Origin of the sequence: Dinoroseobacter shibae DFL 12 = DSM 16493 (assembly GCF_000018145.1) — a bacterium.
GTDB classification, from domain to species: Bacteria; Pseudomonadota; Alphaproteobacteria; order Rhodobacterales; family Rhodobacteraceae; genus Dinoroseobacter; species Dinoroseobacter shibae.
In genome coordinates, this window is sequence record NC_009952.1 from 3,615,030 (window position 1) to 3,636,902 (window position 21,873).

Here is a 21,873-nt window from a genome sequence, read left to right on the forward strand (position 1 = left end):
AGCCATGGAACCCGAAGCCCTCGCCCGACTGACCCTGACCAGCGAAGACAGTCTGCGCGCCTTCGGAGCCTGTCTCGCGCCGGTCTTGCAACCGGGCGATGCACTTCTGCTTGTCGGGGAGATCGGCGCCGGCAAAACTGTGCTTAGCCGCGCCATCATCCAGACACGCCTTGCCGCTATCGGTGTTATGGAGGACGTACCCTCTCCCACGTTCACGCTTGTGCAGACCTATGCCCTTGGGAACGTGGACCTGTGGCATTGTGACCTCTACCGCCTCACGGACCCCGAAGAGGTCGTAGCGCTCGGGCTGGAAGAAGCTTTCCGTGATGCAATCACTCTCATTGAGTGGCCGGATCGATTGGGCGACGAGATACCGCCGAATGCGCTGGTGATCGACCTGCGCATCCCGGATGCGACCCCGTTGCAACGCGACATGACCCTCACCGCCTTCGGAGCAGAATGGTCACGTCGCATCAACCCCTGCCTGGATCTGGCCGCATGAGGCGGCAGGCGGAAAAGGACCGCTTCCTAGCGCAGATCGGCTGGGCGCAGGCAACGGTGACGCCACTGGCGGGCGATGCGTCTCTGCGCAGTTATGACCGGGTGGAGACACACGGCAAACGCGCGGTTCTGATGAATGCGCCACCGGACCACGGTGAAAGCACAGATCCGTTCCTGCGGATCGCCCGGCACCTGTCGGTTATCGGCCTGCACCCGCCCGCTATCCTAGGCGAAGATCGCTCCATGGGATTTCTCTTGCTGGAGGATCTCGGGGACAGGCTCTTTGCAAGGGAATTCGAGCGCGATCCAGACCTGCAACACCTCTGTTATACCGAGGCATTACGAGCCCTGAAAACACTCCACGACCACCCCGCCCCCGAGCTTCCGGGCTATGGGCGGGCCGAGATGGCGCAGGCGGCGGGCCTCGCTGCAACCTGGTATGCGGGCGATCCTGACGCCGCAGTCAGGCTTCGTAAGGTAATGGAAGAGGCGCTCGCGACGCTGGACTGGTCACGCCACGTGCCTGTGCTGCGCGACTATCATGCCGAAAACCTGATCTGGTGCCCGGAAGAGACCGGCCTGCGTCGCGTGGGGCTTCTGGATTTCCAGGACGCGGGCCTCGGCCACCCTGTCTATGACGCGGCCTCCCTTCTCCAAGACGCACGCCGTGACCTCGATCCCGATCTGGTGGCCCGGCTGAGCGCGGATTGCTGGTCCTGGTTCGCCGCGGATCGCGCCGCGTTCACACAGGCCTTCGCGGTTCTGGGCGCCCAGCGCGCCTTGCGCATCCTCGGCGTGTTCGCGCGGCTGTCGCTGCATTTCGACAAGCCGCGATACGTGGACCTGATCCCCCGCGTCTGGGGGCAGTTGCAGGGTAACCTCGACCACCCGGCCCTGCGCAGGCTCGCGGATACGACCCACGCGATTTTGCCCGAGCCATCCACAGCCCATTTGGACGATCTCAAGGCACGGGCGGGTTCATGCCCAGCGCTGTGATGGTGTTCGCCGCCGGGCGCGGCACCCGAATGGCGCCCCTGACCGATAAGCGGCCCAAACCACTGATCGAAGTCTCAGGAAAGCCCTTGCTCGACCACGCCCTCGCGCTCGCCGAGGCGGCAGAAATCCCCCGCAAGGTAGTGAACATTCACCATCTGGGCGACCAGATCGCAGCCCATCTCGCCGACCGCCCGGGTATCCGCATCAGTGACGAGCGTACCGCGCTACTTGAAACCGGCGGCGGACTGCGCAAGGCATTGCCCCTCCTCGGCGAAGGCCCGGTCTTCACCCTGAATTCCGACGCGGTCTGGACCGACCACAGTGCGCTAAGGCAGCTCAGTGCCGCCTGGCGCCCGCAAGATATGGCCGCGCTTCTGCTGCTGCTGCCACGCGCCCGCGCCCACGGCTATACCGGGCCAGGCAATTTTGCCCTCGGCCCCGAAGGGCGCCTGAGCCGTGGAGGACCTTGGGTTTATTCCGGCGCGCAAATCATCGATCCCGCAGGTCTGTCTGACATCAAGCAAAAGGCATTCTCCCTCAACCTGCTCTGGGACAAGTACGCCGTGGAGGGCCGCTTGTACGGTGCGGTTTATTCCGGTCACTGGGCGGATGTCGGCACGCCCATGGGCATCGAGACCGCCGAAATCCTGTTGAAGACAAACACATGATCCAACTTTTCCCCGCCCAGGACAGCCCCCGTGTGTTCGGTGTACCCATCGGACTCGATTTCCCGGCAGAGACTGTGGCCGGACTGCTCGAACGGCTCGGGTCGCAGCCACCCCATGCCCTTGCTCAGGTGGAAATCCTTGTCAACACGGGACGAATGCAGCGACGGCTGCAAGAGGTGCTGAGCGATCGCGGGCGCGCGGGCTTCTTGCCGAAGATCCGGCTGATCACCGACCTCGGGACCGAAGCCGGGACCGACCCGGCCCCGGCGACCCTTTCGCCGCTGCGGCGTATGCTTGATCTGCGCAGGCTGGTGCTGGGCCTACTGGAAACGACACCGGACCTGGCCCCCCGGAGCGCGGCACTCGACCTGACCATCAGTCTCGTCAGCCTTCTGGAAGAGTGCGAGGGCGAGGGAGTATCCCTCGAGCAATTGGCCGCGCTTGATGTCGAGGACCTGTCGGCTCATTGGCAGCGGGCGCTTGCGTTCATCTCCATCATCGGGCCCTTCCTCAAGGATAGCGGCGGCGCCGTCGGACCGGAGGGACGGCAACGGGCAGCGGTCCTCCGCAAGATCGCTCAGTGGCAGGATACCCCGCCCCGGCATCCGATCCTGATCGCCGGGTCCACCGGATCGCGGGGCACCACGGCCCTGTTGATGACGGCGGTGGCCCGTCTGCCCCAAGGCGCGCTGCTTTTGCCCGGGTTCGACACGGATCAGCCCCCAAAGGTCTGGGCAGAGATGAGCGATGCGCTGATCGGCGAAGATCATCCGCAGTTCCGCTTCGCCCGCCTTTTGCAGGCGCTCGATCTTGACCCCGCAAGTCTGCCCCTTTGGACCGATACCGCGCCTCCCGCACCAGGACGCAATCGCCTCGTCTCCCTCGCGCTGCGGCCTGCACCCGTCACAGACCAATGGCGCGCCGAAGGGCCAGATTTGCGCGACCTGCCCGAAGCGCTTGCAAATACCACATTGATCGAGGCCGCCTCTCAGCGTGAGGAAGCACTGAGCATCGCCGTCGCTCTGCGCGACTCGGCCGCTGCGGGCAAACGCGCGGCCCTTATCACACCGGACCGAGGTCTGACACGCCAGGTCACCGCGGCACTGGACCGATGGCGGATCGAACCAGATGACAGCGCCGGTCGCCCGCTGGTCCTGTCGGCGCCGGGGCGCTTCCTGTCTCATGTGGCGGCAATGATGGGTGCGGAGCTGTCTGCCAGCGCGCTTCTGATCCTGCTCAAGCATCCACTGACCCATTCCGAACGCCCGGACCGCGGTGACCACCTGCGCCACAGCCGCGATCTGGAGCTTCATCTGCGAAAAGCCCCCTTCGTGGAACTGTCCGAGGCCCGCCTGCGGGCCTGGGCGGCATCCTCCCCGTCTCGCACGGACAGTCCCGCCGATCCCGCGCGCGCGGCCTGGATGGACTGGGTGCTCGCCACGGTGGGACCCCTCACCACACTCGAAGACGCCCCGCTCGACACGCTGGCCACGGTTCATCGCAATGCATCAGAACGGCTTGCGGCAGGACCTGGCGCCGAAGGCGCCGGGGGCCTGTGGGACAAAACCGCAGGGGAGAAAGCCAAAGCCGTTCTGGATGCCCTGGCACTCGAAGCGGCCCATGGGGGCTCGTTCGCGTCCGGTGATTTCGCAGCCCTGCTGGCCCGCATGCTGGCGCAGGAAGAAGTGCGCGATCCGGTCCGGCCCGACCCCCGGATCATGATATGGGGCACGCTAGAGGCGCGCGTTCAAGGCGCGGATGTCGTTATCCTCGCCGGTCTCAACGACGGGATTTGGCCCAAGCGGCCCGATCCTGACCCCTGGATGAACCGCAAGATGCGTCACGAGGCGGGGCTCTTGGTGCCTGAGCGTCAGGTCGGCTTGTCGGCCCATGACTTTCAGCAAGCGATGGGCGCACGGGAAGTGATTCTGACGCGCGCCACCCGCGACAGCGAAGCGGAAACCGTGCCATCCCGCTGGTTGAACCGGATCACCAATCTGCTCGAAGGGTTGAGCGATGAGAGCCGCGCAGCCCTTGCGGGAATGCGCACACGGGGTGCTGCCATCGTCACCCGGGCGCGTGGCCTCGACCGACCCGCCGCCGTGATGCCTCTTGCGAAGCGACCTTCACCGATCCCGGCGCCGGGGCAGTTCCCGCCGCGCATTTCGGCCTCTCGTGTCGAAACTCTCATCCGCGACCCGTTCGAGATCTATTGTGGCACGGTTCTGGGCCTGCGCCCTCTCGATCCGCTGGACCGCCCTGCCGACGCGGCCCTACGCGGCACGGTCCTGCACAAAGTACTGGAAACGGCTCTGTCACAGGTGATGGCGGGCACCGAGATGACCGCGACCCTGCTGCGGCAGATCGCGGCCCGTGTGCTGGATGAACACGTCCCTTGGCCCGAGGTCAGAACCCAATGGCGCGCCCGGTTCGAAAGCTATGCCACCCAACTGGCAGAGGCAGAAGTCGCCCGCCTTAGGCGAGCGACCCCCGCCGCCCTGGAACGGCGCGGAGAGTTGACGCTGGCCTCCGGTGTACGCCTCACCTGCGAGGCGGACCGGATCGACATCGCCCCGGATGGGACCGCCATCATCTACGACTACAAGACCGGAACTGTCCCTGGTGAGAAAGAAGTGGAGGCGTTTACCAAACAGCTCCACCTCGAAGCGGTGATCGCCGAGGCAGGCGGGTTCGAAGACCTGCCGCCCCTGACCGTTTCCGAAATCGCCTATCTGCAGATCAACAAGGACCTCAAGATCCGCGCCCTTACCTTCGAGCCCGGGGATGTCGGGCGCGCAAGGGATGAGTTCGCCAAAATCATGGACGATTTTCTGTCCGGAGAACGCAGCTTCACGGCGCGCCGGATGCCGCGCGACATGAAATACGTCTCGGATTACGACCACCTGAGCCGGTTCGGCGAATGGGATCAGAGCGACACGCCCGTTCCGGAGGAAATGCCATGACTGCCCCGGCCCCGAACGACGCGACGCGCGCGCAGATCGCCGCTGCGGACCCGACTTCGTCGGTTTGGCTGTCGGCCAATGCGGGCTCGGGCAAGACCAAGGTTCTCACCGACCGGGTGGCGCGACTGCTGCTCGAAGACGTACCTCCGGAACGCATTCTCTGCCTGACCTATACGAAAGCCGCCGCGAGCGAGATGCAGAACCGGCTCTTCCGCACGCTCGGAGGTTGGTCGATGCTGGATGATGGCGACCTGCGGCGGCGACTGGCCGAGCTGGGCCTGCTGCAGGTCGAGATCACGGCAGCGCGTTGCCGCAGCGCCCGCACGCTCTTTGCCCGAGCGATCGAGACCCCGGGCGGACTGAAGATCCAGACGATCCACTCCTTCTGCGCCAGCCTTTTGCGCCGTTTTCCGATGGAAGCTGGCGTGTCGCCGCAATTCACCGAAATGGACAGTCGCGCCGAGGCCGAGTTGCAACGGGCTGTGCTGCGCCAGATGGCCGAGGGACCGGGTCGCGACAGCCTCTTTGCCCTCGCGCAGAGCGTGGACGAGACGAACTTGCCGGAGCTCATGAAAGAACTTCTGAGCCACCGCGAGGCGCTCACAAGCCCGCCCGCCCAAGGCGTTATCGAAAAGACCCTTGGATTGGCTCCAGGGGATAGCATCACAGCGCTCTCGGACCGCACCTTTCAAGCCAAGGATCGCGACTTGATCGGGCGTGTCGCGAAAGCCTGCGCCACCGGCAGTTCAACCGATGCCAAAGCCGCGGCAAAGCTGCAAGAACTTGCAGACCGTGCGCCGGATACAACGTGGTTCGAGGTTCTGGAGGGCTTGCTACTCTATGGTGCGACGGCCAAGGCCGGCCCTTTCGCGCCCAAGACCGACGCCTTCCCAACGAAAGCCACGCGGACCGCGCTTGGCGCCGACATGGGCGCGCTGAACGACCTGATGTGTCGTGTCGCCGAAGCGCGACAGCCTCGTCTGGCGTTGGAAATCGCGGCGCAGACCCGGATCGTCCACAACTTCGCCAACGTGTTCCTGAAGGCCTACCAGGCGGGCAAGGACGCGCGTGGTTGGTTGGATTTCGACGATCTGATCCTGCGCGCCAAGACGCTTCTGACCGATCCGGGGGTGGCGCAATGGGTTCTCTTCCGACTTGATGGCGGGATCGACCATATGCTGGTGGACGAAGCGCAGGACACCTCGCCCGTGCAATGGGATGTCATTCGCCTGCTGACGCGCGAATTCACCGCCGGTCAGGGCGCGCGCACCAATGTCTTGCGCACCATTTTCGTGGTCGGAGACCAGAAACAATCGATCTATTCATTCCAAGGCGCCGATCCCGCCGGGTTTGACCGGATGCGCCAGCATTTCGGCACCGAGCTGGCCCAGGTCGGCACGCCGTTGCAGGAACGGCTGCTCCTGTTTTCGTTCCGATCGTCGAGGGCCGTACTGCGTCATGTGGACGAGACCTTCTCTCGGTTCCAGCACCAGGGCCTCGGCGGCGGGTCGGAACACATCGCGTTTCACGAAGCCCTGCCGGGGCGGGTCGACCTGTGGCCTGCGTTGGCGAAGGCCGAAAAACAGACGCCCCAAAACTGGACCGACCCGGTGGACAAGATCGCCGCGGACGATCCGCGTCACGTACTGGCCCGCAAGATTGCGGCAGAGATCAGACGCCTGCTTGAGAGCGGCACGCAGATCACCTCCGCCAAGGGCGAGACTCGCCCGATCACGCCCGGCGATTTTCTGGTTCTGGTGCAAAAACGGTCCGAGATCTTCCACGAGTTGATCCGCGCCTGCAAGACCGAACGCTTGCCAATCGCGGGTTCGGACCGGCTGCGTGTGGGGGCGGAACTGGCGGTGCAGGATTTGATGGCACTGCTGGCCTTTGCCGCGACGCCGGAGGATAGCATGGCGTTGGCCTGCGTGCTGCGTTCCCCACTCTGCGGCTGGACCCAGCGCGAGCTGCACGTCCTCGCACAGCCGAACCGAAACCGCTTCCTCTGGGCGGCTTTGCGCGACAGCGACGCGCACGGTGAAACCCGCGCTTTCCTGCAGGATGTCAGGGATCAGGCTGATTTCCTGCGCCCATACGACCTGCTTGAACGGGTGCTAACCCGCCATGGCGGGCGCGAACGGCTAATTGCGCGGCTGGGCGAGGAAGCCGAGGAAGGCATCGACGTCCTGCTCGACCAAGCCCTGCAATACGAGCAGACCGAAATACCCAGCCTGAGCGGCTTCGTGGCATGGTTCCGGCAGGACGACATGAGCATTAAACGTCAGATAGACGCCCGTCGGGACGAGATCCGGGTGATGACAGTCCACGGTGCCAAGGGACTGGAAGCCCCTATCGTCATCATGCCCGATTGTGCAAAACCGTCCAATACCAACACTCGCAGCAAGCTGCTCCCGCTTGAAGATGGCCCCTTGGTGTGGGCCGGAAACAAGGAAACGCGCCCCGAAGTTATAAAGCCTCGCGCCGAGGAGATTGCACTGCGCGACACCGAAGAGCGGATGCGCCTGCTTTATGTCGCCATGACCCGCGCCGAGAGCTGGCTGATCGTGGCCGCCGCGGGGGAGACCGGGACCGGCACGGACAGCTGGCACGCCATGGTGACCGAGGGTATCGAGGCACAGACGCCCCACGAGGTGGAGTTTCCGACCGGGACCGGCTTGCGGCTTGAGCACGGGGTCTGGCCCCCCGATGCCCCTTCCCCCATGCCCCTCCATACGGCCCATAGTCCACAACAGCCCGCCTTCGCACCAATGCCTCCGATGCCTGAACGGCGCAACACCCGTGCACCCTCCGATCTCGGTGGGGCGAAAGTGATCGAGAACGCAATCGAGGGCCTCGACAAGGATGCGGCCCAACGACGTGGCAAGCAGATTCACCTGCTTCTGGAGCATCTGCCGGATCATCCACCGGAAAGTTGGGCAAGCCTCGCGCCGCGCCTTCTGGGAGCGGAGGACAACCCCGAGACTGTCGCAGACCTTCTGGCGGAAGCGCGCGGCGTCCTCGAAAACCCCGCTTTAGAGCCGCTTTTCGCTCCGGACACGCTTGCCGAGGTCAGCCTGACCGCGCCCCTACCCGGCCTGAATGGCGCACAGATCCTTGGGACAGTCGATCGTCTCATCATTGGACCGGAGCGTATCGTCGCCGTCGACTTCAAAAGCAACCAGGCCGTCCCTGCGCACCCAGAAGACACCCCCGAAGGCCTGCTGCGCCAGATGGGCGCTTATGCCGAAGCTCTCGCCGCGATCTATCCGGATATGTCCATCGAGACAGCGATCCTCTGGACCCGAACCGCGACTCTCATGCCCTTGCCCCACGGTTTGGTGATTGCGGCGTTACAAAGGACGCCGCCAGCTTGACCTTTCCTGGCCCGGTTCATAGGTTCCGGGGCCGACACATGCATCCCCCAAGGAGGGCCATAGCCATGGCAACCGTTGCCGTAACCGACGAAACCTTCGACACCGAAGTCACGAAATCCGACATCCCCGTGGTGGTGGATTTCTGGGCAGAATGGTGCGGCCCCTGCAAGCAGATCGGCCCGGCGCTCGAAGAACTGAGCGTGACCTTCGACGGCAAGGTGAAGATCGCCAAGGTCAACGTGGACGAGAACCCGAACGCCCCCGCACAGATGGGCGTGCGCGGTATTCCTGCGCTGTTCCTGTTCAAGAACGGCGAGGTTGTGTCGAATAAGGTCGGTGCCGCGCCGAAAGCCGCCCTGCAAAGCTGGATTGAAGAGTCCCTCTGATTCTGCCTCACACGCACCGGAACGGGCGCCTTCGGGCGCCCTTTTGCTTGGCCCGTTGCGAAACCGCGCCCGGACCCGCATATATGGCCCAGATTACGGAGGCCCCATGACTGAGACATCCTTCCCCGGCTGGCACGGCACCACCATCATCGGCGTCAAGAAGAACGGCAAGGTTGTGGTCGCTGGCGACGGGCAGGTCAGCCTTGGCCAGACCGTCATCAAGGGAACCGCCCGCAAGGTGCGCCGCCTGACCCCGGGTGGACATGACGTGGTCGCGGGTTTCGCAGGCTCGACCGCCGATGCCTTCACCCTGCTGGAACGGCTGGAAGCCAAGCTCGAAGCGACCCCCGGGCAGTTGCAGCGCGCGGCGGTGGAACTGGCCAAGGACTGGCGCACCGACAAGTACCTGCAAAAGCTCGAAGCGATGCTGATCGTGACGGACGGTTCCCTTCTTCTGGTGATTACAGGGGCGGGCGATGTGCTGGAGCCAGAGCATGACATCGCCGCCATCGGCTCTGGCGGAAATTTCGCCCTTGCGGCTGCCCGTGGCCTGATGGAGGCGGATTTCGACGCCGAAACGATTGCCCGCAAGGCAATGCAGATCGCAGCAGACATTTGTGTCTACACCAACGGAAACCTGACTGTCGAAGCGATCGACGCCTGACCCGCAACGCGGCTTGTTTCCACGCCGCGCCTTTACCTAGCCCCCAAGACAAGTGCAGGAGACCGCCCGTGACCGACCTGACCCCCCGCGAAATCGTGTCCGAACTGGATCGGTTCATCATCGGGCAGAAGGATGCCAAACGGGCTGTGGCCGTTGCCCTGCGCAACCGCTGGCGCCGCAAACAGCTGTCGGATGACCTGCGCGAAGAGGTTTATCCCAAGAATATCCTGATGATCGGCCCGACCGGCGTCGGCAAGACCGAGATCAGCCGTCGCTTGGCGAAACTGGCACGCGCGCCGTTCATCAAGGTCGAAGCCACCAAGTTCACCGAAGTCGGCTATGTCGGCCGTGACGTGGAACAGATCATCCGCGACCTCGTCGAGAACGCCATCACCATGACTCGCGATCACATGCGCGAAGAGGTGAAGGCCAACGCCCATCAGGCCGCTGAAGAGCGTGTGATCGAAGCCATCGCGGGTTCAGACGCCCGTGAAGCCACCCGCGAGATGTTCCGCAAGAAGCTGAAAGCCGGGGAACTGGACGATACGGTGATCGAGCTGGAGGTGGCAGATACTTCCAACCCGATGAGCATGTTCGAAATTCCCGGCCAGCCCGGCATGAACCCCATGGGCGGCGGCATGGATCTGGTTGAGCTGTTCGGCAAGGCGTTTGGTGGGCGCACCGTGCGCAAGAAGCTGACTGTGGCACAGAGCTACGAGGTCTTGATCAGCGAAGAGGCAGACAAACTGCTGGACGATGAAGCGGTCAATCGCAGTGCCGTCACAGCGGTGGAACAGAACGGCATTGTCTTCCTCGACGAGATCGACAAGGTCTGCGCTCGCTCCGACGCCCGTGGCGCCGATGTCAGCCGCGAAGGCGTACAGCGTGACCTGTTGCCCCTGATCGAGGGCACAACCGTCAGCACGAAGTACGGCCCAGTGAAAACCGATCATGTGCTGTTCATCGCCTCCGGCGCGTTCCACATCGCCAAACCTTCGGACCTGCTGCCGGAACTTCAGGGGCGCCTGCCCATCCGGGTCGAGTTGCGCCCCCTGACCGAACAGGATTTCGTCCGTATCCTGACCGAGACCGACAATGCTCTGACACTGCAATACACCGCGCTGATGGGCACGGAATCCGTCACTGTCACCTTCGCCGAGGATGGCATCGCAGCGCTTGCGCGCATCGCAGCGGAGGTGAACCAATCGGTGGAGAACATCGGCGCGCGGCGGCTCTATACAGTGATGGAACGGGTGTTCGAGGAACTCAGCTTCGCCGCTCCGGACCGCTCCGGCGACGAGATCACCGTGGATGCGGAGTTTGTCGAAGCCAATCTCGGCGCGCTGACCCGCGATACCGATCTCAGCCGCTACGTACTCTGATCTGCCACGCGCCCTGCGTCGCGCATAGAAGCGTGGAATGACTACTTCCGGATTCCTTCGTCAAAACGCCCGTTGGCTAGGCGCCGGGGGGCTACTGGCGTTCTCCGGCAGCTATGGGCAGACCTTTTTCATCGCCATCTTCGCCGGCGACATCCAAGAGAGTTTCGGGCTGAGCCACGGCGCGTGGGGCGCCATCTATGCACTGGGCACACTGGGCTCTGCTGCGGTCATGGTCTGGCTCGGCACCCTGACCGACCATTATCGCGTCCGCCGCCTTGGGCCCTGGGCGCTTGCAGGCCTTGCTGCGGCCTGCCTGGCCATGGCGGTCAACCCTTGGGTCTGGGCCCTTCCACTGGTGGTGTTCGGCTTGCGTCTCGGCGGTCAGGGTATGGTGACCCATGTGGGCCGCGTGGCTATGGCGCGCTGGTTCTCAGCCAATCGCGGAAAGGCGATATCCGTGTCTTCGCTTGGGTATTCGGTGGGCGAAGCGTTTCTTCCGATCCTGTTCGTGGCGCTTTTGACCGTCGTCGAGTGGCGCGCGCTCTGGGGTCTTGCAGCCTTGCTGAGCCTCGCGGCCATCCCGGTGCTTCTGGCCCTTTTGCACCGCGAACGCCAACCGCAAAGCTATGCCGAAGACAGTCAGAGTACTGGTTCGGGCGGCCGCCACTGGACCCGGGCAGAGGTCGTGCGAGCACCTTTCTTCTGGGCGATTGTACCCGCACTTCTGTCGACGCCCGCCTTCGTGACCGCATTCTTTTTTCAACAAGTCCATCTGGCGGCGGAAAAGGATATCGCCCATCTCGATCTTGTCGCGCTTTTTCCGCTCTATTCGGTGGTCTCGGTTCTCGCGATGCTGGGCACGGGATTTCTCGTGGACCGGTTCGGCACACGTCTCCTGATGTGCCTGTTCACCCTACCCTTGGCACTGAGCTTCATCGTCATATCAGGCACCGAAACCCTCTTGGGCCTCGCGGTCGGGCTAAGCCTTCTGGCGGTTACGGTCGGCGCGAATAACACACTGCCCGCGGCCTTTTGGGCGGACATGTTCGGGACCCGCCATCTCGGCGCGATCAAATCGGTCGCCATGGCCCTTATGGTTTTGAGTTCCGCGATAGGGCCGCTGATTACCGGTCTGGCCATCGATGCAGGGGCGTCCTTCCCTGCGCAAATGCCCTTGATCAGTCTCTATATCGCCCTCTCAGCCGGGCTGCTCGCCGCCGCTCTGTGGCGTACGGGAGCCTAACGCGGCCTCTTGAGATACACGTAATATGCCCCACCACCACCGTGGCGCAAATGGGCCGTTGTAACCTGCAACACGACGCTGGACAGTGGTGGAATCGACAGCCAATGGGGCACCTGGTGGCGCAGAACGCCGAGACGTTCGGGGATCGGACCGCCCTGATCGCGGTCCTTGCCCTTTCCGGTGATCACCAGAACCAGGCGCTTGCCCTGGGAATGCGCCCCGAGGATGAACCGGTTGAGCGCAGGATGCGCCTGAGACAGCGTCATGCCATGCAGATCCAGCCGCCCCTCGGGCTTCAACTTGCCCCGTTTGAGCTTGCCGAAGGCCTTGCGATCCATGGTCACCGGCGCGGCGGCGATCCGCTCACCGAGTCCAGGCGCCAGATCGTGAGTCTCGGACAAACCCGCGCCACTCCCGATGCTGAACGGCGAGATAGGCTCTTTTTCAGGGGATCGAGCCTTGCGCGGGCTTGGGGTCACATCCTGCGGCATCGGAAACCGCGGCTTGCTCAAGGGCGTGGCGGTTTCGGCAACACGCTTCCAGATTTCCTCCTCGTCGGGGCGCAGGCGTCTCGGGGGTCGCTTGGACATTTCACATCCCACTTTCCACGTAGGACAACGCCAACTCCACCGGTAGCAGTACAACCATGCGCCCCGGATCGCGGATACGCCCGGCCTTGTCACCCGCCGCCTCGCCTGAGCCGTAGAACACGTCCGCGCGCTGGGCCCCCTTGATCGCAGAGCCGGTATCCTGCGCCACCATCAAGCGGCGCAAGGGGTCTGCCCCGCCCTTCTCGATCCAGACCGGCGCCCCTAGGGGGGTATAGGTCGGATCCACCGCGATGGTCCGCATCGGCGTGATTGACCGGTTCATCGCCCCCAAAGGCCCCAGATGGGCAGGTACGGTGGATACTTCACGAAAGAACACAAAGGATTTGTTGTGGTGCAGCAGCCGCTTGCCGGCGGCGCCATTGGCCCGCACCCAGGCCTTGATCCGATCGGCGGAAACCTGGTGCGGCTGGTACAGCCCACGCCGGACCATTTCGCGCCCGACAGAGCTATAGTCATGGCCGTTTTTCGCCGCGAACCCCACGCGCATCACTGTCCCGTCGGTCAAGCGCAGACGGCCGGAGCCCTGAACCTGAAGGAAAAAAACCTCCACCGGATCGGTGGCGTAAGCCAGCTCAAGTCCGCGCCCGTTCAGGATCCCGCGGTCTTCCAGCTCGCCTCGGGTATACCAGGGCCGATCGCGGGGCAATTCGGGTGGCACTTGGTAAATCGGGTACTGATACGCGCCACCGCGCGTGCGCGATGCGCGCAGCTCGGGCTCGTAGTAGCCGGTGAAGAGCGCCTCGTCATCGCCCTTGATCAGGATCGGGAGGAACAAGCTCTCGAAGAACCCGCGCGCATCATTCGTCGCGCGGGCAATTGCGCAGATGGGACCCCAAGCTGGATCCTTCAGATCGACGCAAGTTGTCCGGAAGGCTTCCAGCGCCTCTGTATGAGAATCCTCGGCCCAGCCTTTGAGGTCACCGAAACCAAGAAGTTCAACAGATGCATGTGCGGGCGTAGCGCCAGCCATCAGTCCAACGCCCAGCACCGCCGCGCGGAGCGGGATCATTCCCCGGTTGCGACAAGCCGCCAGTTGGGATCATCCGACCCCATGACCCGCGCGAAGGTCCAAACGTCCTTCTGACGCTTAATCTCCGTCGGATCGCCTTCGACGATCTCGCCTTCGGCATTCCGCACAACAAAGGTCAGCTCGCCCACGAACCGCACGGTCACTTCACCCTCTCGAGTATCGCGGTCGAACGCTGCTTCCACGAGCGTAGTCTCGCGCACACCGACGAACTCGGCCTCGACAGTCAGGCCCTGTTCATTGCGCTGCTCGATCACCTCCGAAAACGCTTCGGACAGCTCTTCGGACAGGAAGCCCTGGACGTCGTCCATATCGCCGTTTTCGAAGGACATGAGGATCCACTCGTAGGCGCCTTTTGCTCCGCCGAGGAATTCAGTCACGTTGAAGCCCGGCTCCGCCATCTTCATGGCGGCGAGCGCTTTGGCGCTGTCGCTGCCATCGGGAACGTGATCAGTGATGTCCGTATCCGGGCCGCCTTCGATCACTTCGAAATCACGACGCGGCGTGACGTCACGTTCCGGCCCGTCCAGCGGGACAGGTTTCTTTTCGAAGCCCTCGCGCGTGCCAAGCACGCTGCGCAGGCGCAGGATCAGGAAAACGGCGACCCCAAGCAGTACAAGAATTTGGAGCATGTTGGAATTCATAGGATCCTCGCGCAGCGCTGCATGTATGGTATCTCCGGTCAGGTTGCATATGTAAGGTCGACAGGGGGGCAAGTCCACCATCCCCCTGTATTTGAAGGAGCGGAAAATGTGGTTGTTTGCCCTGTTCGTGGCTGTGCCCCTGATCGAGATCGCCCTGTTCATACAGGTCGGCGGTTGGATAGGGCTATGGCCAACACTGGCAATCGTTGTCGTGACCGCCCTACTGGGAACGGCGCTGGTCCGCTCGCAAGGTCTGCGAGCGATGGCGGATTTACGCGGATCCTTCGCGGATCTGCGCGATCCGACCGAGGCATTGGCCCATGGCGCGATGATCCTCTTTTCAGGCGCACTTCTACTGACACCCGGGTTTTTCACCGATGCGGTGGGCTTTTCGCTACTGATGCCGCCGGTTCGACTTGCGATCATTCGTTACGTGCGCGCCCGGATCAAGGTGCAGCAGTTCGAGATGGGGCGGGCGCCGCAAAACCGACGCACTTCCACCGCAGATATCATCGAGACGGAATATGCTGACCTCGATGAGACACCACCCCGGTCAAACGGGCCTTCCGGCTGGACGAAAGATCCCACCCGGGATTGAGGGGCGCAGCGCATCCTGATAGGAGCGAGCCCAGACCAGTTTTTGGACGAGGATTTCATGGCCGACGAAACAACCAACGGCGCTGCCGCTCCAGCGGACCAGCAGCAACAGCCGGTAATGCCCACCTTGAAGATCATGGCGCAGTTCATCCGCGACATGTCTTTTGAAAACATTGCTGCCCAGAAGGGTGTGCAGGGCGAAGGACAACCGGACATTCAGGTTCAGGTGAACCTGGACGCCAAGAAGCGCACGGTTGAAAAGCAGTTTGAAGTTGCCATCAAGCTGAACATCAATGCCAAAACCAAAGAATCTGGCGATATGATCTTTGGTCTGGAACTGGACTATGCCGGCATCTTTTTCATCGACAATGTGCCGGACGAGCAGATGCATCCTTTCCTGCTGATCGAGTGCCCGCGCATGATTTTCCCGTTCGTGCGCCGAATTGTCTCCGATGTGACCCGCGATGGAGGCTTCCCGCCGCTCAACCTGGATCAGATCGATTTCGTGGCGCTGTATCGTCAGGAAATCGCGCGGCGCGCCGCCGCGCAGCAGGCAGCACCGAGCGCCGAGGTCTGAGACCTCAGGTCACCGTGCGCCAAAGCGCGGACTGCCCAAGAGATTCGACAAAGGCGGCATGTGCCGCCTTTTCCTTTTCCGACACCCGGGACGGCAAGGGCGCGGGCCGAGGGCGGGCACGGAGATGCCCGTTATCCACATTTTGTGTGGACGGGGTCTGTACACTCGACAGCTCCAGCCCCGGTTGCTGCCCGCCGATGAGCTCCAGGTACACTTCGGCCAGGATCTCGGAATCCAGCAGCGCCCCGTGTTTCTCACGTGCCGAGTTGTCGACACCAAACCGACGGCACAATGCGTCGAGAGATGCAGGCGATCCCGGAAACTTTCGCCTTGCGATAGCCAATGTATCAATCGCTTGTTCCATCGGCAGAAGCGGTTTGCCCAGCCAACCCAGCTCTGCGTTCAGAAACTTCATGTCGAACGCGGCGTTGTGAATGACCAGTTTCGCATCCCCGATGAAATCCAGGAAGGCCTCGGCAACCTCGGCAAAGAGCGGCTTGTCCGCAAGAAAGTCGTCACCAAGCCCATGCACTTCAAAGGCGGATTGGGGCATGCTCCGTTGGGGGTTTATGTACTGGTGATAGACCCGGCCCGTAGGCACATGGTTGAAAAGCTCCACTCCGCCGATTTCAACCAACCGATCGCCTTCCGAAGGCTCGAATCCGGTCGTCTCCGTGTCGAGCACGATCTCACGCATGTCCCATCTCCTCTGCCCGTTGCAGGACAGTTTCGACGCCTTGCCGGGCGGTGTCCAGAGTTGTCGTATCGATCACCAAATCTGCCCGTGTACGCTTCTCTGCATCGGCCAGCTGTTTGGCAAGGATGGCTTGAAACTGCGCCTCGGTCATGCCTGGTCTTTCGAGAACGCGTGCACGTTGGGTGTCAGGATCGGTCGAGACGACAACCACCAGATCCATGTCTTTTGCTGCGCCAGTCTCAAAAAGAAGCGGAATGTCCAGAAGCACGGCCTTCCGACCCTCCAGGCGTGCCTGGTCTACGAAAGCCGTGCGGTCTGCTGCCACGAGGGGATGCACCACTTGTTCAATCACGCGCAAAACATCGGGATCTTCGGAAATCAGTCTCTTCAAAACGGTCCGGTCGACACCAGCTTCGCTGACCGCTTCAGAAAAAAGAGCGCGTATCGGTGCGATCGCCGCACCCTTGGGACCATACAGCCTGTGCACGGCAGCATCCGCATCCCAGACCGGGAGACCACGCGCAGCGAACATCTCGGCGGTGGTTGATTTGCCCATGCCGATGGAGCCTGTCAGTCCAATAATGATCATTCTGCCAATGCGGCCGCCCGCAGCTCAGGGGTAATCTCTGGCCGCACGCCAAACCACCGCTCAAAACCCGGCGCTGCCTGAAAGAGCAACATGCCCAGGCCATCGACTACAGGGTTTCCGCGGGCAACCGCCTGTTCCAGCAAAGGTGTCATCAGGGGACGATACACAATATCCGTCACCACCGCAGAACGGGGCAACGCATCGAGGTTCAGCTCGAGATCAGGCTGGCCGGTCATTCCCAATGATGTGGTATTGACGAGGGTCTCTGCGTCTTCCATGGTGCCAGATACGCCGTGCCAGTCGACAACGGTCACCCTTGGCCCAAAATCACTGCGCAAAGCCTCTGCCTTGGCGCGGGTCCGATTGGCCAGGCGAACTTCCGGTGCGCCCGCTTCGAGGAGTGCTGATAAAACCCCCCGCGCTGCTCCGCCAGCCCCCAGTACCACGATGGCTGCTGCGCGCGGCGACCAGCCGGGTGCCCCGTTCCTCAGATTTTCGATAAACCCATAACCATCTGTATTGTCAGCATGAATCGTCCCATCAGGTTGAAAGGTGATCGTGTTCGCCGCCCCGATCAACGCAGCCCGGTCGGACACTCGGTCCGCCAGCTCGATGGCGCGTTCTTTGAAGGGTAGGGTGACATTGACACCCTTGAACCCCAACTTCGGCAGAGCGTGGAACACCTCGGCAAGGTCCTGACCCTGCACATGGAGCGGCACGTAATACCCCTCGATCCCATAGACGTGCAGCCAATGTCGATGCAGATGTGGCGACCGGGAATGTGTGATGGGGTTTCCGATCACCCCGGCTATGGGCACTTTTATTTCTGTCATCCGTCGATCTCTCCCCTCAGGGTGAGATAGCTCAGCAATTCCAGCAGCGGGAGCCCCAAAACCGTGAAATAGTCACCTTGGACCTGGCTGAAGAGCCGGACGCCCTCTTCCTCGAGCTTATAGCCCCCCACCGAGTGTCGAATGCTGTCCCAGTTTCGCGCAACATAGCTCTCGATGTAGGAAGGACTCAGCGATCTGACGGTCATTCGCACGGCGCCGACATGACGCCAAAGCGGCTTGCCTTCGCCATAGATCACCGCTGCCGACAGCAATTGGTGGGTCTTGCCAGACATCGCCGTGATTTGCGCGATGGCATGCTCCGGCGTCTCGGGCTTGGCCAAAAGCTCCCCCTGCAGATCCAGCACCTGGTCAGACCCGATGACCAGCGCCTCTGGTTCGAGCCTTGCCACTTTCTCCGCTTTGAACTCCGCAAGTGCATCGGCCACGTCCCGCGCTTTTGCGCCCTCGGCACGCAGAGACTGGGTTATCGTTTCCTCATCGATCTTGGCCTTGATCACGCGTACGGATACCCCTGCGTTTTCCAACAGCTGTCGACGGATCTCCGATCCAGAGGCGAGAATGATGTGGGTCATCCTGAGGGTACCTGTGTGGATATGCCTGTGCACAATTTTGGCCGTTTTGGGCACGAGGCCCACGAAGCGGCGACACAAGAGGTTCCGGTGAACAACTGCCAAGTCGCTCCTGTTTCATCCCATGTGCGCTTGTGTTTCACAAGACTGTGGGTATCTCGGGCGACATACTCTTTTGCACAGTTTACTCACAGTGTTCTTAGACACCAAGTGACTGTTAAATAATTATTAAAAAAGGTTCAGGTAAATCCTGGATCGCAGTATGTGGACAAGAATAACCGCTCGAACAACGCAAGAGTTCGACATATCCCCAAGACCTACAACAACACCATCTTTTCTTTTCTTTCTATTTTATGAATAGAAGGAAGACAGAGAAGGACAAAGCATGGACCTGTACGTTTGGATCAAATCCTTGCATGTGATTTCCGTGATCGCATGGATGGCCGGGTTGTTCTATCTACCTCGACTGTTCGTATACCATGTCGAGTCGAACGCCGTGTCGGGTGAAACCGAGGCGCTGTTCCAGACGATGGAGAGGCGTTTGCTCCGCGCGATCATGAACCCGGCAATGATCTCAAGCTGGATCTTCGGGCTTTGGCTCGTGATGACCCCCGGGATTGTCGATTGGTCGGCGTTCTGGCCCTATACGAAACTCGCGGCGATCCTTGGCATGACATGGTTTCACATGTGGTGCGCCGGACAACGCAAGGAATTGCTTGCTGGGACATCGACGACCACCGGTCGAAGGTACCGCATGATGAACGAGGTGCCCACACTTCTGCTCCTGGTCATCGTGTTCTCAGTGATTGCACGCCCATTCTGAGGCTCGATTGACTCGCGCAACATGATTATCTAAGGCTCTGTCAGCGTTCCGTCCGGAATCGCTCTCTCACGTATGACAGTTTCGCGCCCGCGACGGCGCCCAAACGGGATTTTTCGATGACCCAAGAGCGTCTCGCCCTTGCCGATCTCAAAGCTATGAGCCCTGCTGATCTTCTGCCCCTGGCCGAGGAGCTGGAGGTTGAAAACGCATCCACCATGCGGAAAGGCGACATGATGTTCGCCATCCTCAAGGAGCGTGCAGAGGATGGATGGGAAATTTCTGGCGATGGCGTTCTGGAAGTCATGCAGGACGGGTTCGGGTTTCTCCGCTCCCCCGAGGCGAACTATCTGCCGGGCCCGGACGACATCTATGTTTCTCCCGAGAAAATTCGGCAGCACTCCCTGCGCACTGGCGATACCGTCGAAGGGGTGATCCAGGCCCCGCGGGAGAACGAACGCTATTTCGCGATCACCTCCGTCAGCCTGGTAAACTTCGAAGACCCGGAGATGGCACGTCACAAGGTGAGCTTTGATAACTTGACGCCTCTTTATCCGGACGAGCGGCTGAAGATGGAGATCGAGGATCCGACGATCAAGGATCGGTCTGCCCGGATCATCGACCTGGTGGCACCGATCGGGAAGGGGCAGCGGTCGCTGATCGTGGCTCCGCCGCGGACGGGCAAGACGGTCCTGTTGCAGAATATCGCCAAGAGCATCGCAGCCAATCATCCTGAATGCTATCTGATGGTGCTGCTGATCGATGAACGTCCAGAAGAAGTCACGGACATGCAGCGTTCGGTGAAAGGGGAGGTGATTTCCTCCACTTTCGATGAGCCGGCCTCGCGCCACGTGGCAGTGTCCGAGATGGTGATCGAGAAGGCCAAGCGCCTGGTGGAGCACAAGCGGGACGTGGTTATCTTGCTGGATTCGATCACTCGTCTTGGTCGGGCTTTCAACACGGTCGTTCCGTCTTCGGGCAAGGTGCTGACCGGGGGTGTGGATGCCAATGCGTTGCAGCGGCCGAAGCGGTTCTTCGGTGCGGCCCGAAACATCGAAGAAGGCGGGTCGCTGACAATCATCGCAACCGCATTGATCGATACAGGCTCCCGTATGGACGAAGTGATCTTTGAAGAGTTCAAGGGTACGGGCAACTCCGAGATCGTGCTTGACCGCAAGGTGGCCGACAAGCGGGTCTTCCCGGCGATGGACATCCTCAAATCCGGCACGCGCAAAGAGGATCTCCTTGTCGATGCCAAGGATCTTCAGAAGACCTTTGTGCTGCGTCGCATTCTGAATCCCATGGGGACCACGGATGCCATCGAGTTCCTGATCTCGAAGCTGAAGCAGACGAAGACCAATTCCGAGTTCTTCGATTCGATGAACACCTGACCGGCGATACGGTACCGGTCATGGACACCATATTTGCGCTTGCTTCCGCACCGGGGAAATCCGGTGTTGCCGTGCTGCGTATTAGCGGATCGAGGGCATTTCATGCGGGTAGGGTGCTGGCCGGTGGGCTACCTGATGCCCAGCGGACCAGCTTGCGAAAACTGCGTGACTCCGATGGAAGTGTGATCGATGAGGCGCTCGTCCTCGCGTTTGAAAGCCCCAACAGTTTCACGGGTGAAGATTGTGTTGAGTTTCAGACCCATGGCTCGCCGGCGATCATTGCAGCATTGATGAATGAATTGTCGGCGCTGCCTGGCCTCCGCTTGGCGCAACCGGGGGAGTTCACGCGTCGTGCCCTCGAAAACAATCGGATGGATCTGGCCCAGGTTGAAGGTTTGGCCGATTTGATCGAGGCAGAGACCGAGGCGCAGCGCAAACAGGCATTGCGAACTTTTTCCGGCGAACTCGGCCAGAAAGTAGAACTCTGGCGCAAGGATCTGGTGCGTGCGATGGCGTTGCTCGAGGTGACCATTGATTTTGCTGACGAAGAAGTGCCGGAAGATGTGTATCCCGAGGTTCAGGAATTGCTTGGGCGCGTGTCTCAAAACCTGGCCGCAGAGAGTGCCGGTACCCATGCTGCGGAACGCATAAGACATGGGTTCGAGGTTGCAATCCTGGGTGCGCCGAACGTTGGAAAATCAAGCCTTCTCAATAGATTAGCTGGTCGCGAAGCAGCAATTACATCGAGTATCGCAGGCACAACGCGTGATGTGGTCGAGGTGCGCTTGGACCTTGATGGGCTGCCGGTCACGGTGCTGGATACAGCCGGTTTGCGGGAAACCCAGGATGAGATTGAACAGATTGGTATTAGCCGTGCTATGGCGCGAGCCGAGTCTGCCGATCTGCGTATCATCCTCATTGAAGATGGCCGTTTGCCCTCGGGTCTTGGGGTGGCTGACGATGATATCCTGGTGCAGGCAAAGTCGGATATTCTTCCGAGTAGTAGCGAGTTTGCAATTTCATCCGTCACGGGGCGGGGGATAGACAGATTGGTGAAAGCAGTTTCACATAGGCTGTCACTTCGTGCTGCTAGTGCAGGCACGGCCACCCATGTTCGACACCGTCTAGCGATTTCATCCGCCGTTGAGTCGCTCGATCTCGCCAAAACAAAGATTTCCGAAGGCTTCCCGGTCGAATTGGTGATAGAAGACCTTCGGCAAGCCTTGGTCGATCTCGAATCGTTGATTGGTCGCGTAGGCGTTGAGCAAGTCCTGGATGAAATCTTTGCGAACTTTTGCCTCGGCAAGTGAGGAGTGTTTC

At 61.5% G+C, this 21,873-nt stretch carries 21 protein-coding genes; 14 read left to right on the forward strand and 7 right to left on the reverse strand.

The window, feature by feature from the left end; genetic code table 11:
* Positions 1–4: 4 nt before the first annotated feature.
* From tsaE to DSHI_RS17430, 9 genes are all read left to right on the forward strand, one after another.
* Entirely contained in the window at positions 5–502 is a 498-nt protein-coding gene (gene tsaE / locus DSHI_RS17390; RefSeq protein ID WP_012180091.1) for a tRNA (adenosine(37)-N6)-threonylcarbamoyltransferase complex ATPase subunit type 1 TsaE, read from the forward strand.
* Positions 499–1,497, forward strand: a complete 999-nt coding sequence (locus DSHI_RS17395; protein ID WP_012180092.1) for an aminoglycoside phosphotransferase family protein — start codon at positions 499–501, stop codon at positions 1,495–1,497. Before tsaE ends, DSHI_RS17395 begins: the two co-directional genes overlap by 4 nt.
* Positions 1,482–2,165, forward strand: a complete 684-nt coding sequence (locus DSHI_RS17400; RefSeq protein WP_012180093.1) for a nucleotidyltransferase family protein — start codon at positions 1,482–1,484, stop codon at positions 2,163–2,165. The genes DSHI_RS17395 and DSHI_RS17400 overlap by 16 nt, the downstream gene beginning before the upstream one ends.
* Complete coding sequence (gene addB, locus DSHI_RS17405) at positions 2,162–5,128, forward strand: double-strand break repair protein AddB (protein ID WP_012180094.1); 2,967 nt, start codon at positions 2,162–2,164, stop codon at positions 5,126–5,128. Before DSHI_RS17400 ends, addB begins: the two co-directional genes overlap by 4 nt.
* On the forward strand, positions 5,125–8,502 hold the full coding sequence (gene addA, locus DSHI_RS17410) for a double-strand break repair helicase AddA (protein ID WP_012180095.1): 3,378 nt from the start codon (positions 5,125–5,127) through the stop codon (positions 8,500–8,502). Before addB ends, addA begins: the two co-directional genes overlap by 4 nt.
* Positions 8,503–8,567: 65 nt before the next feature.
* The gene (gene trxA / locus DSHI_RS17415; RefSeq protein ID WP_012180096.1) at positions 8,568–8,888 is read left to right on the forward strand and encodes a thioredoxin; all 321 of its coding nucleotides are present in this window, start codon (positions 8,568–8,570) and stop codon (positions 8,886–8,888) included.
* A gap of 106 nt (positions 8,889–8,994) precedes the next feature.
* Positions 8,995–9,552 (forward strand): ATP-dependent protease subunit HslV, encoded by a 558-nt coding sequence (gene hslV, locus DSHI_RS17420; RefSeq protein ID WP_012180097.1) that lies wholly within the window; start codon positions 8,995–8,997, stop codon positions 9,550–9,552.
* 68 nt (positions 9,553–9,620) lie between these two features.
* On the forward strand, positions 9,621–10,934 hold the full coding sequence (hslU, locus tag DSHI_RS17425) for an ATP-dependent protease ATPase subunit HslU (protein WP_012180098.1): 1,314 nt from the start codon (positions 9,621–9,623) through the stop codon (positions 10,932–10,934).
* Positions 10,935–10,971: 37 nt separating this feature from the next.
* Entirely contained in the window at positions 10,972–12,177 is a 1,206-nt protein-coding gene (locus tag DSHI_RS17430; RefSeq protein WP_012180099.1) for an MFS transporter, read from the forward strand.
* Here DSHI_RS17430 and DSHI_RS17435 read toward each other — a convergent pair.
* The 3 genes from DSHI_RS17435 to DSHI_RS17445 are packed head-to-tail and all read right to left on the reverse strand — an operon-like array spanning position 12,174 to position 14,459.
* The gene (locus tag DSHI_RS17435) at positions 12,174–12,767 is read right to left on the reverse strand and encodes a Smr/MutS family protein (protein WP_012180100.1); all 594 of its coding nucleotides are present in this window, start codon (positions 12,765–12,767) and stop codon (positions 12,174–12,176) included. The two genes, DSHI_RS17430 and DSHI_RS17435, sit on opposite strands and share 4 nt — an antisense overlap.
* A 1-nt stretch (position 12,768) precedes the next feature.
* Positions 12,769–13,797 carry a murein transglycosylase A gene (gene mltA, locus DSHI_RS17440; RefSeq protein WP_012180101.1) on the reverse strand — a complete coding sequence of 343 codons (1,029 nt, stop codon included), beginning with the start codon at positions 13,795–13,797 and terminating at the stop codon, positions 12,769–12,771.
* Positions 13,794–14,459, reverse strand: coding sequence for a Tim44/TimA family putative adaptor protein (locus DSHI_RS17445; RefSeq protein ID WP_012180102.1), 666 nt, complete (start codon positions 14,457–14,459; stop codon positions 13,794–13,796). Before DSHI_RS17445 ends, mltA begins: the two co-directional genes overlap by 4 nt.
* A gap of 106 nt (positions 14,460–14,565) precedes the next feature.
* On the opposite strand from DSHI_RS17445, the gene DSHI_RS17450 reads away from it, so the two are divergent.
* Entirely contained in the window at positions 14,566–15,057 is a 492-nt protein-coding gene (locus DSHI_RS17450) for an FxsA family protein (RefSeq protein WP_012180103.1), read from the forward strand.
* Positions 15,058–15,114: 57 nt separating this feature from the next.
* Positions 15,115–15,633, forward strand: a complete 519-nt coding sequence (gene secB / locus DSHI_RS17455; RefSeq protein ID WP_012180104.1) for a protein-export chaperone SecB — start codon at positions 15,115–15,117, stop codon at positions 15,631–15,633.
* Positions 15,634–15,637: 4 nt separating this feature from the next.
* Here the strand turns inward: secB and dnaQ are convergent, their stop codons facing one another.
* From dnaQ to DSHI_RS17475, 4 genes are read right to left on the reverse strand one after another with little or no spacing between them, the layout of a single operon-like run.
* Positions 15,638–16,330 (reverse strand): DNA polymerase III subunit epsilon, encoded by a 693-nt coding sequence (gene dnaQ / locus DSHI_RS17460; RefSeq protein WP_012180105.1) that lies wholly within the window; start codon positions 16,328–16,330, stop codon positions 15,638–15,640.
* Positions 16,323–16,919 carry a dephospho-CoA kinase gene (coaE, locus tag DSHI_RS17465; protein ID WP_012180106.1) on the reverse strand — a complete coding sequence of 199 codons (597 nt, stop codon included), beginning with the start codon at positions 16,917–16,919 and terminating at the stop codon, positions 16,323–16,325. Before coaE ends, dnaQ begins: the two co-directional genes overlap by 8 nt.
* A complete protein-coding gene (locus tag DSHI_RS17470) occupies positions 16,916–17,752 on the reverse strand; it encodes a shikimate dehydrogenase (RefSeq protein ID WP_012180107.1) in 837 nt (278 codons plus the stop codon). Before DSHI_RS17470 ends, coaE begins: the two co-directional genes overlap by 4 nt.
* Positions 17,749–18,345 carry a Maf family protein gene (locus DSHI_RS17475; protein ID WP_012180108.1) on the reverse strand — a complete coding sequence of 199 codons (597 nt, stop codon included), beginning with the start codon at positions 18,343–18,345 and terminating at the stop codon, positions 17,749–17,751. Before DSHI_RS17475 ends, DSHI_RS17470 begins: the two co-directional genes overlap by 4 nt.
* A 382-nt stretch (positions 18,346–18,727) precedes the next feature.
* Between DSHI_RS17475 and hemJ the strand changes: the two genes are divergently transcribed.
* The 3 genes from hemJ to mnmE all read left to right on the forward strand — a co-directional run bounded on the left by hemJ (position 18,728) and on the right by mnmE (position 21,863).
* Complete coding sequence (gene hemJ, locus DSHI_RS17480; protein WP_012180109.1) at positions 18,728–19,165, forward strand: protoporphyrinogen oxidase HemJ; 438 nt, start codon at positions 18,728–18,730, stop codon at positions 19,163–19,165.
* Positions 19,166–19,281: 116 nt separating this feature from the next.
* Positions 19,282–20,553, forward strand: a complete 1,272-nt coding sequence (gene rho / locus DSHI_RS17485) for a transcription termination factor Rho (protein WP_012180110.1) — start codon at positions 19,282–19,284, stop codon at positions 20,551–20,553.
* A gap of 20 nt (positions 20,554–20,573) precedes the next feature.
* A complete protein-coding gene (mnmE, locus tag DSHI_RS21875; protein WP_012180111.1) occupies positions 20,574–21,863 on the forward strand; it encodes a tRNA uridine-5-carboxymethylaminomethyl(34) synthesis GTPase MnmE in 1,290 nt (429 codons plus the stop codon).
* Positions 21,864–21,873 lie beyond the last annotated feature (10 nt).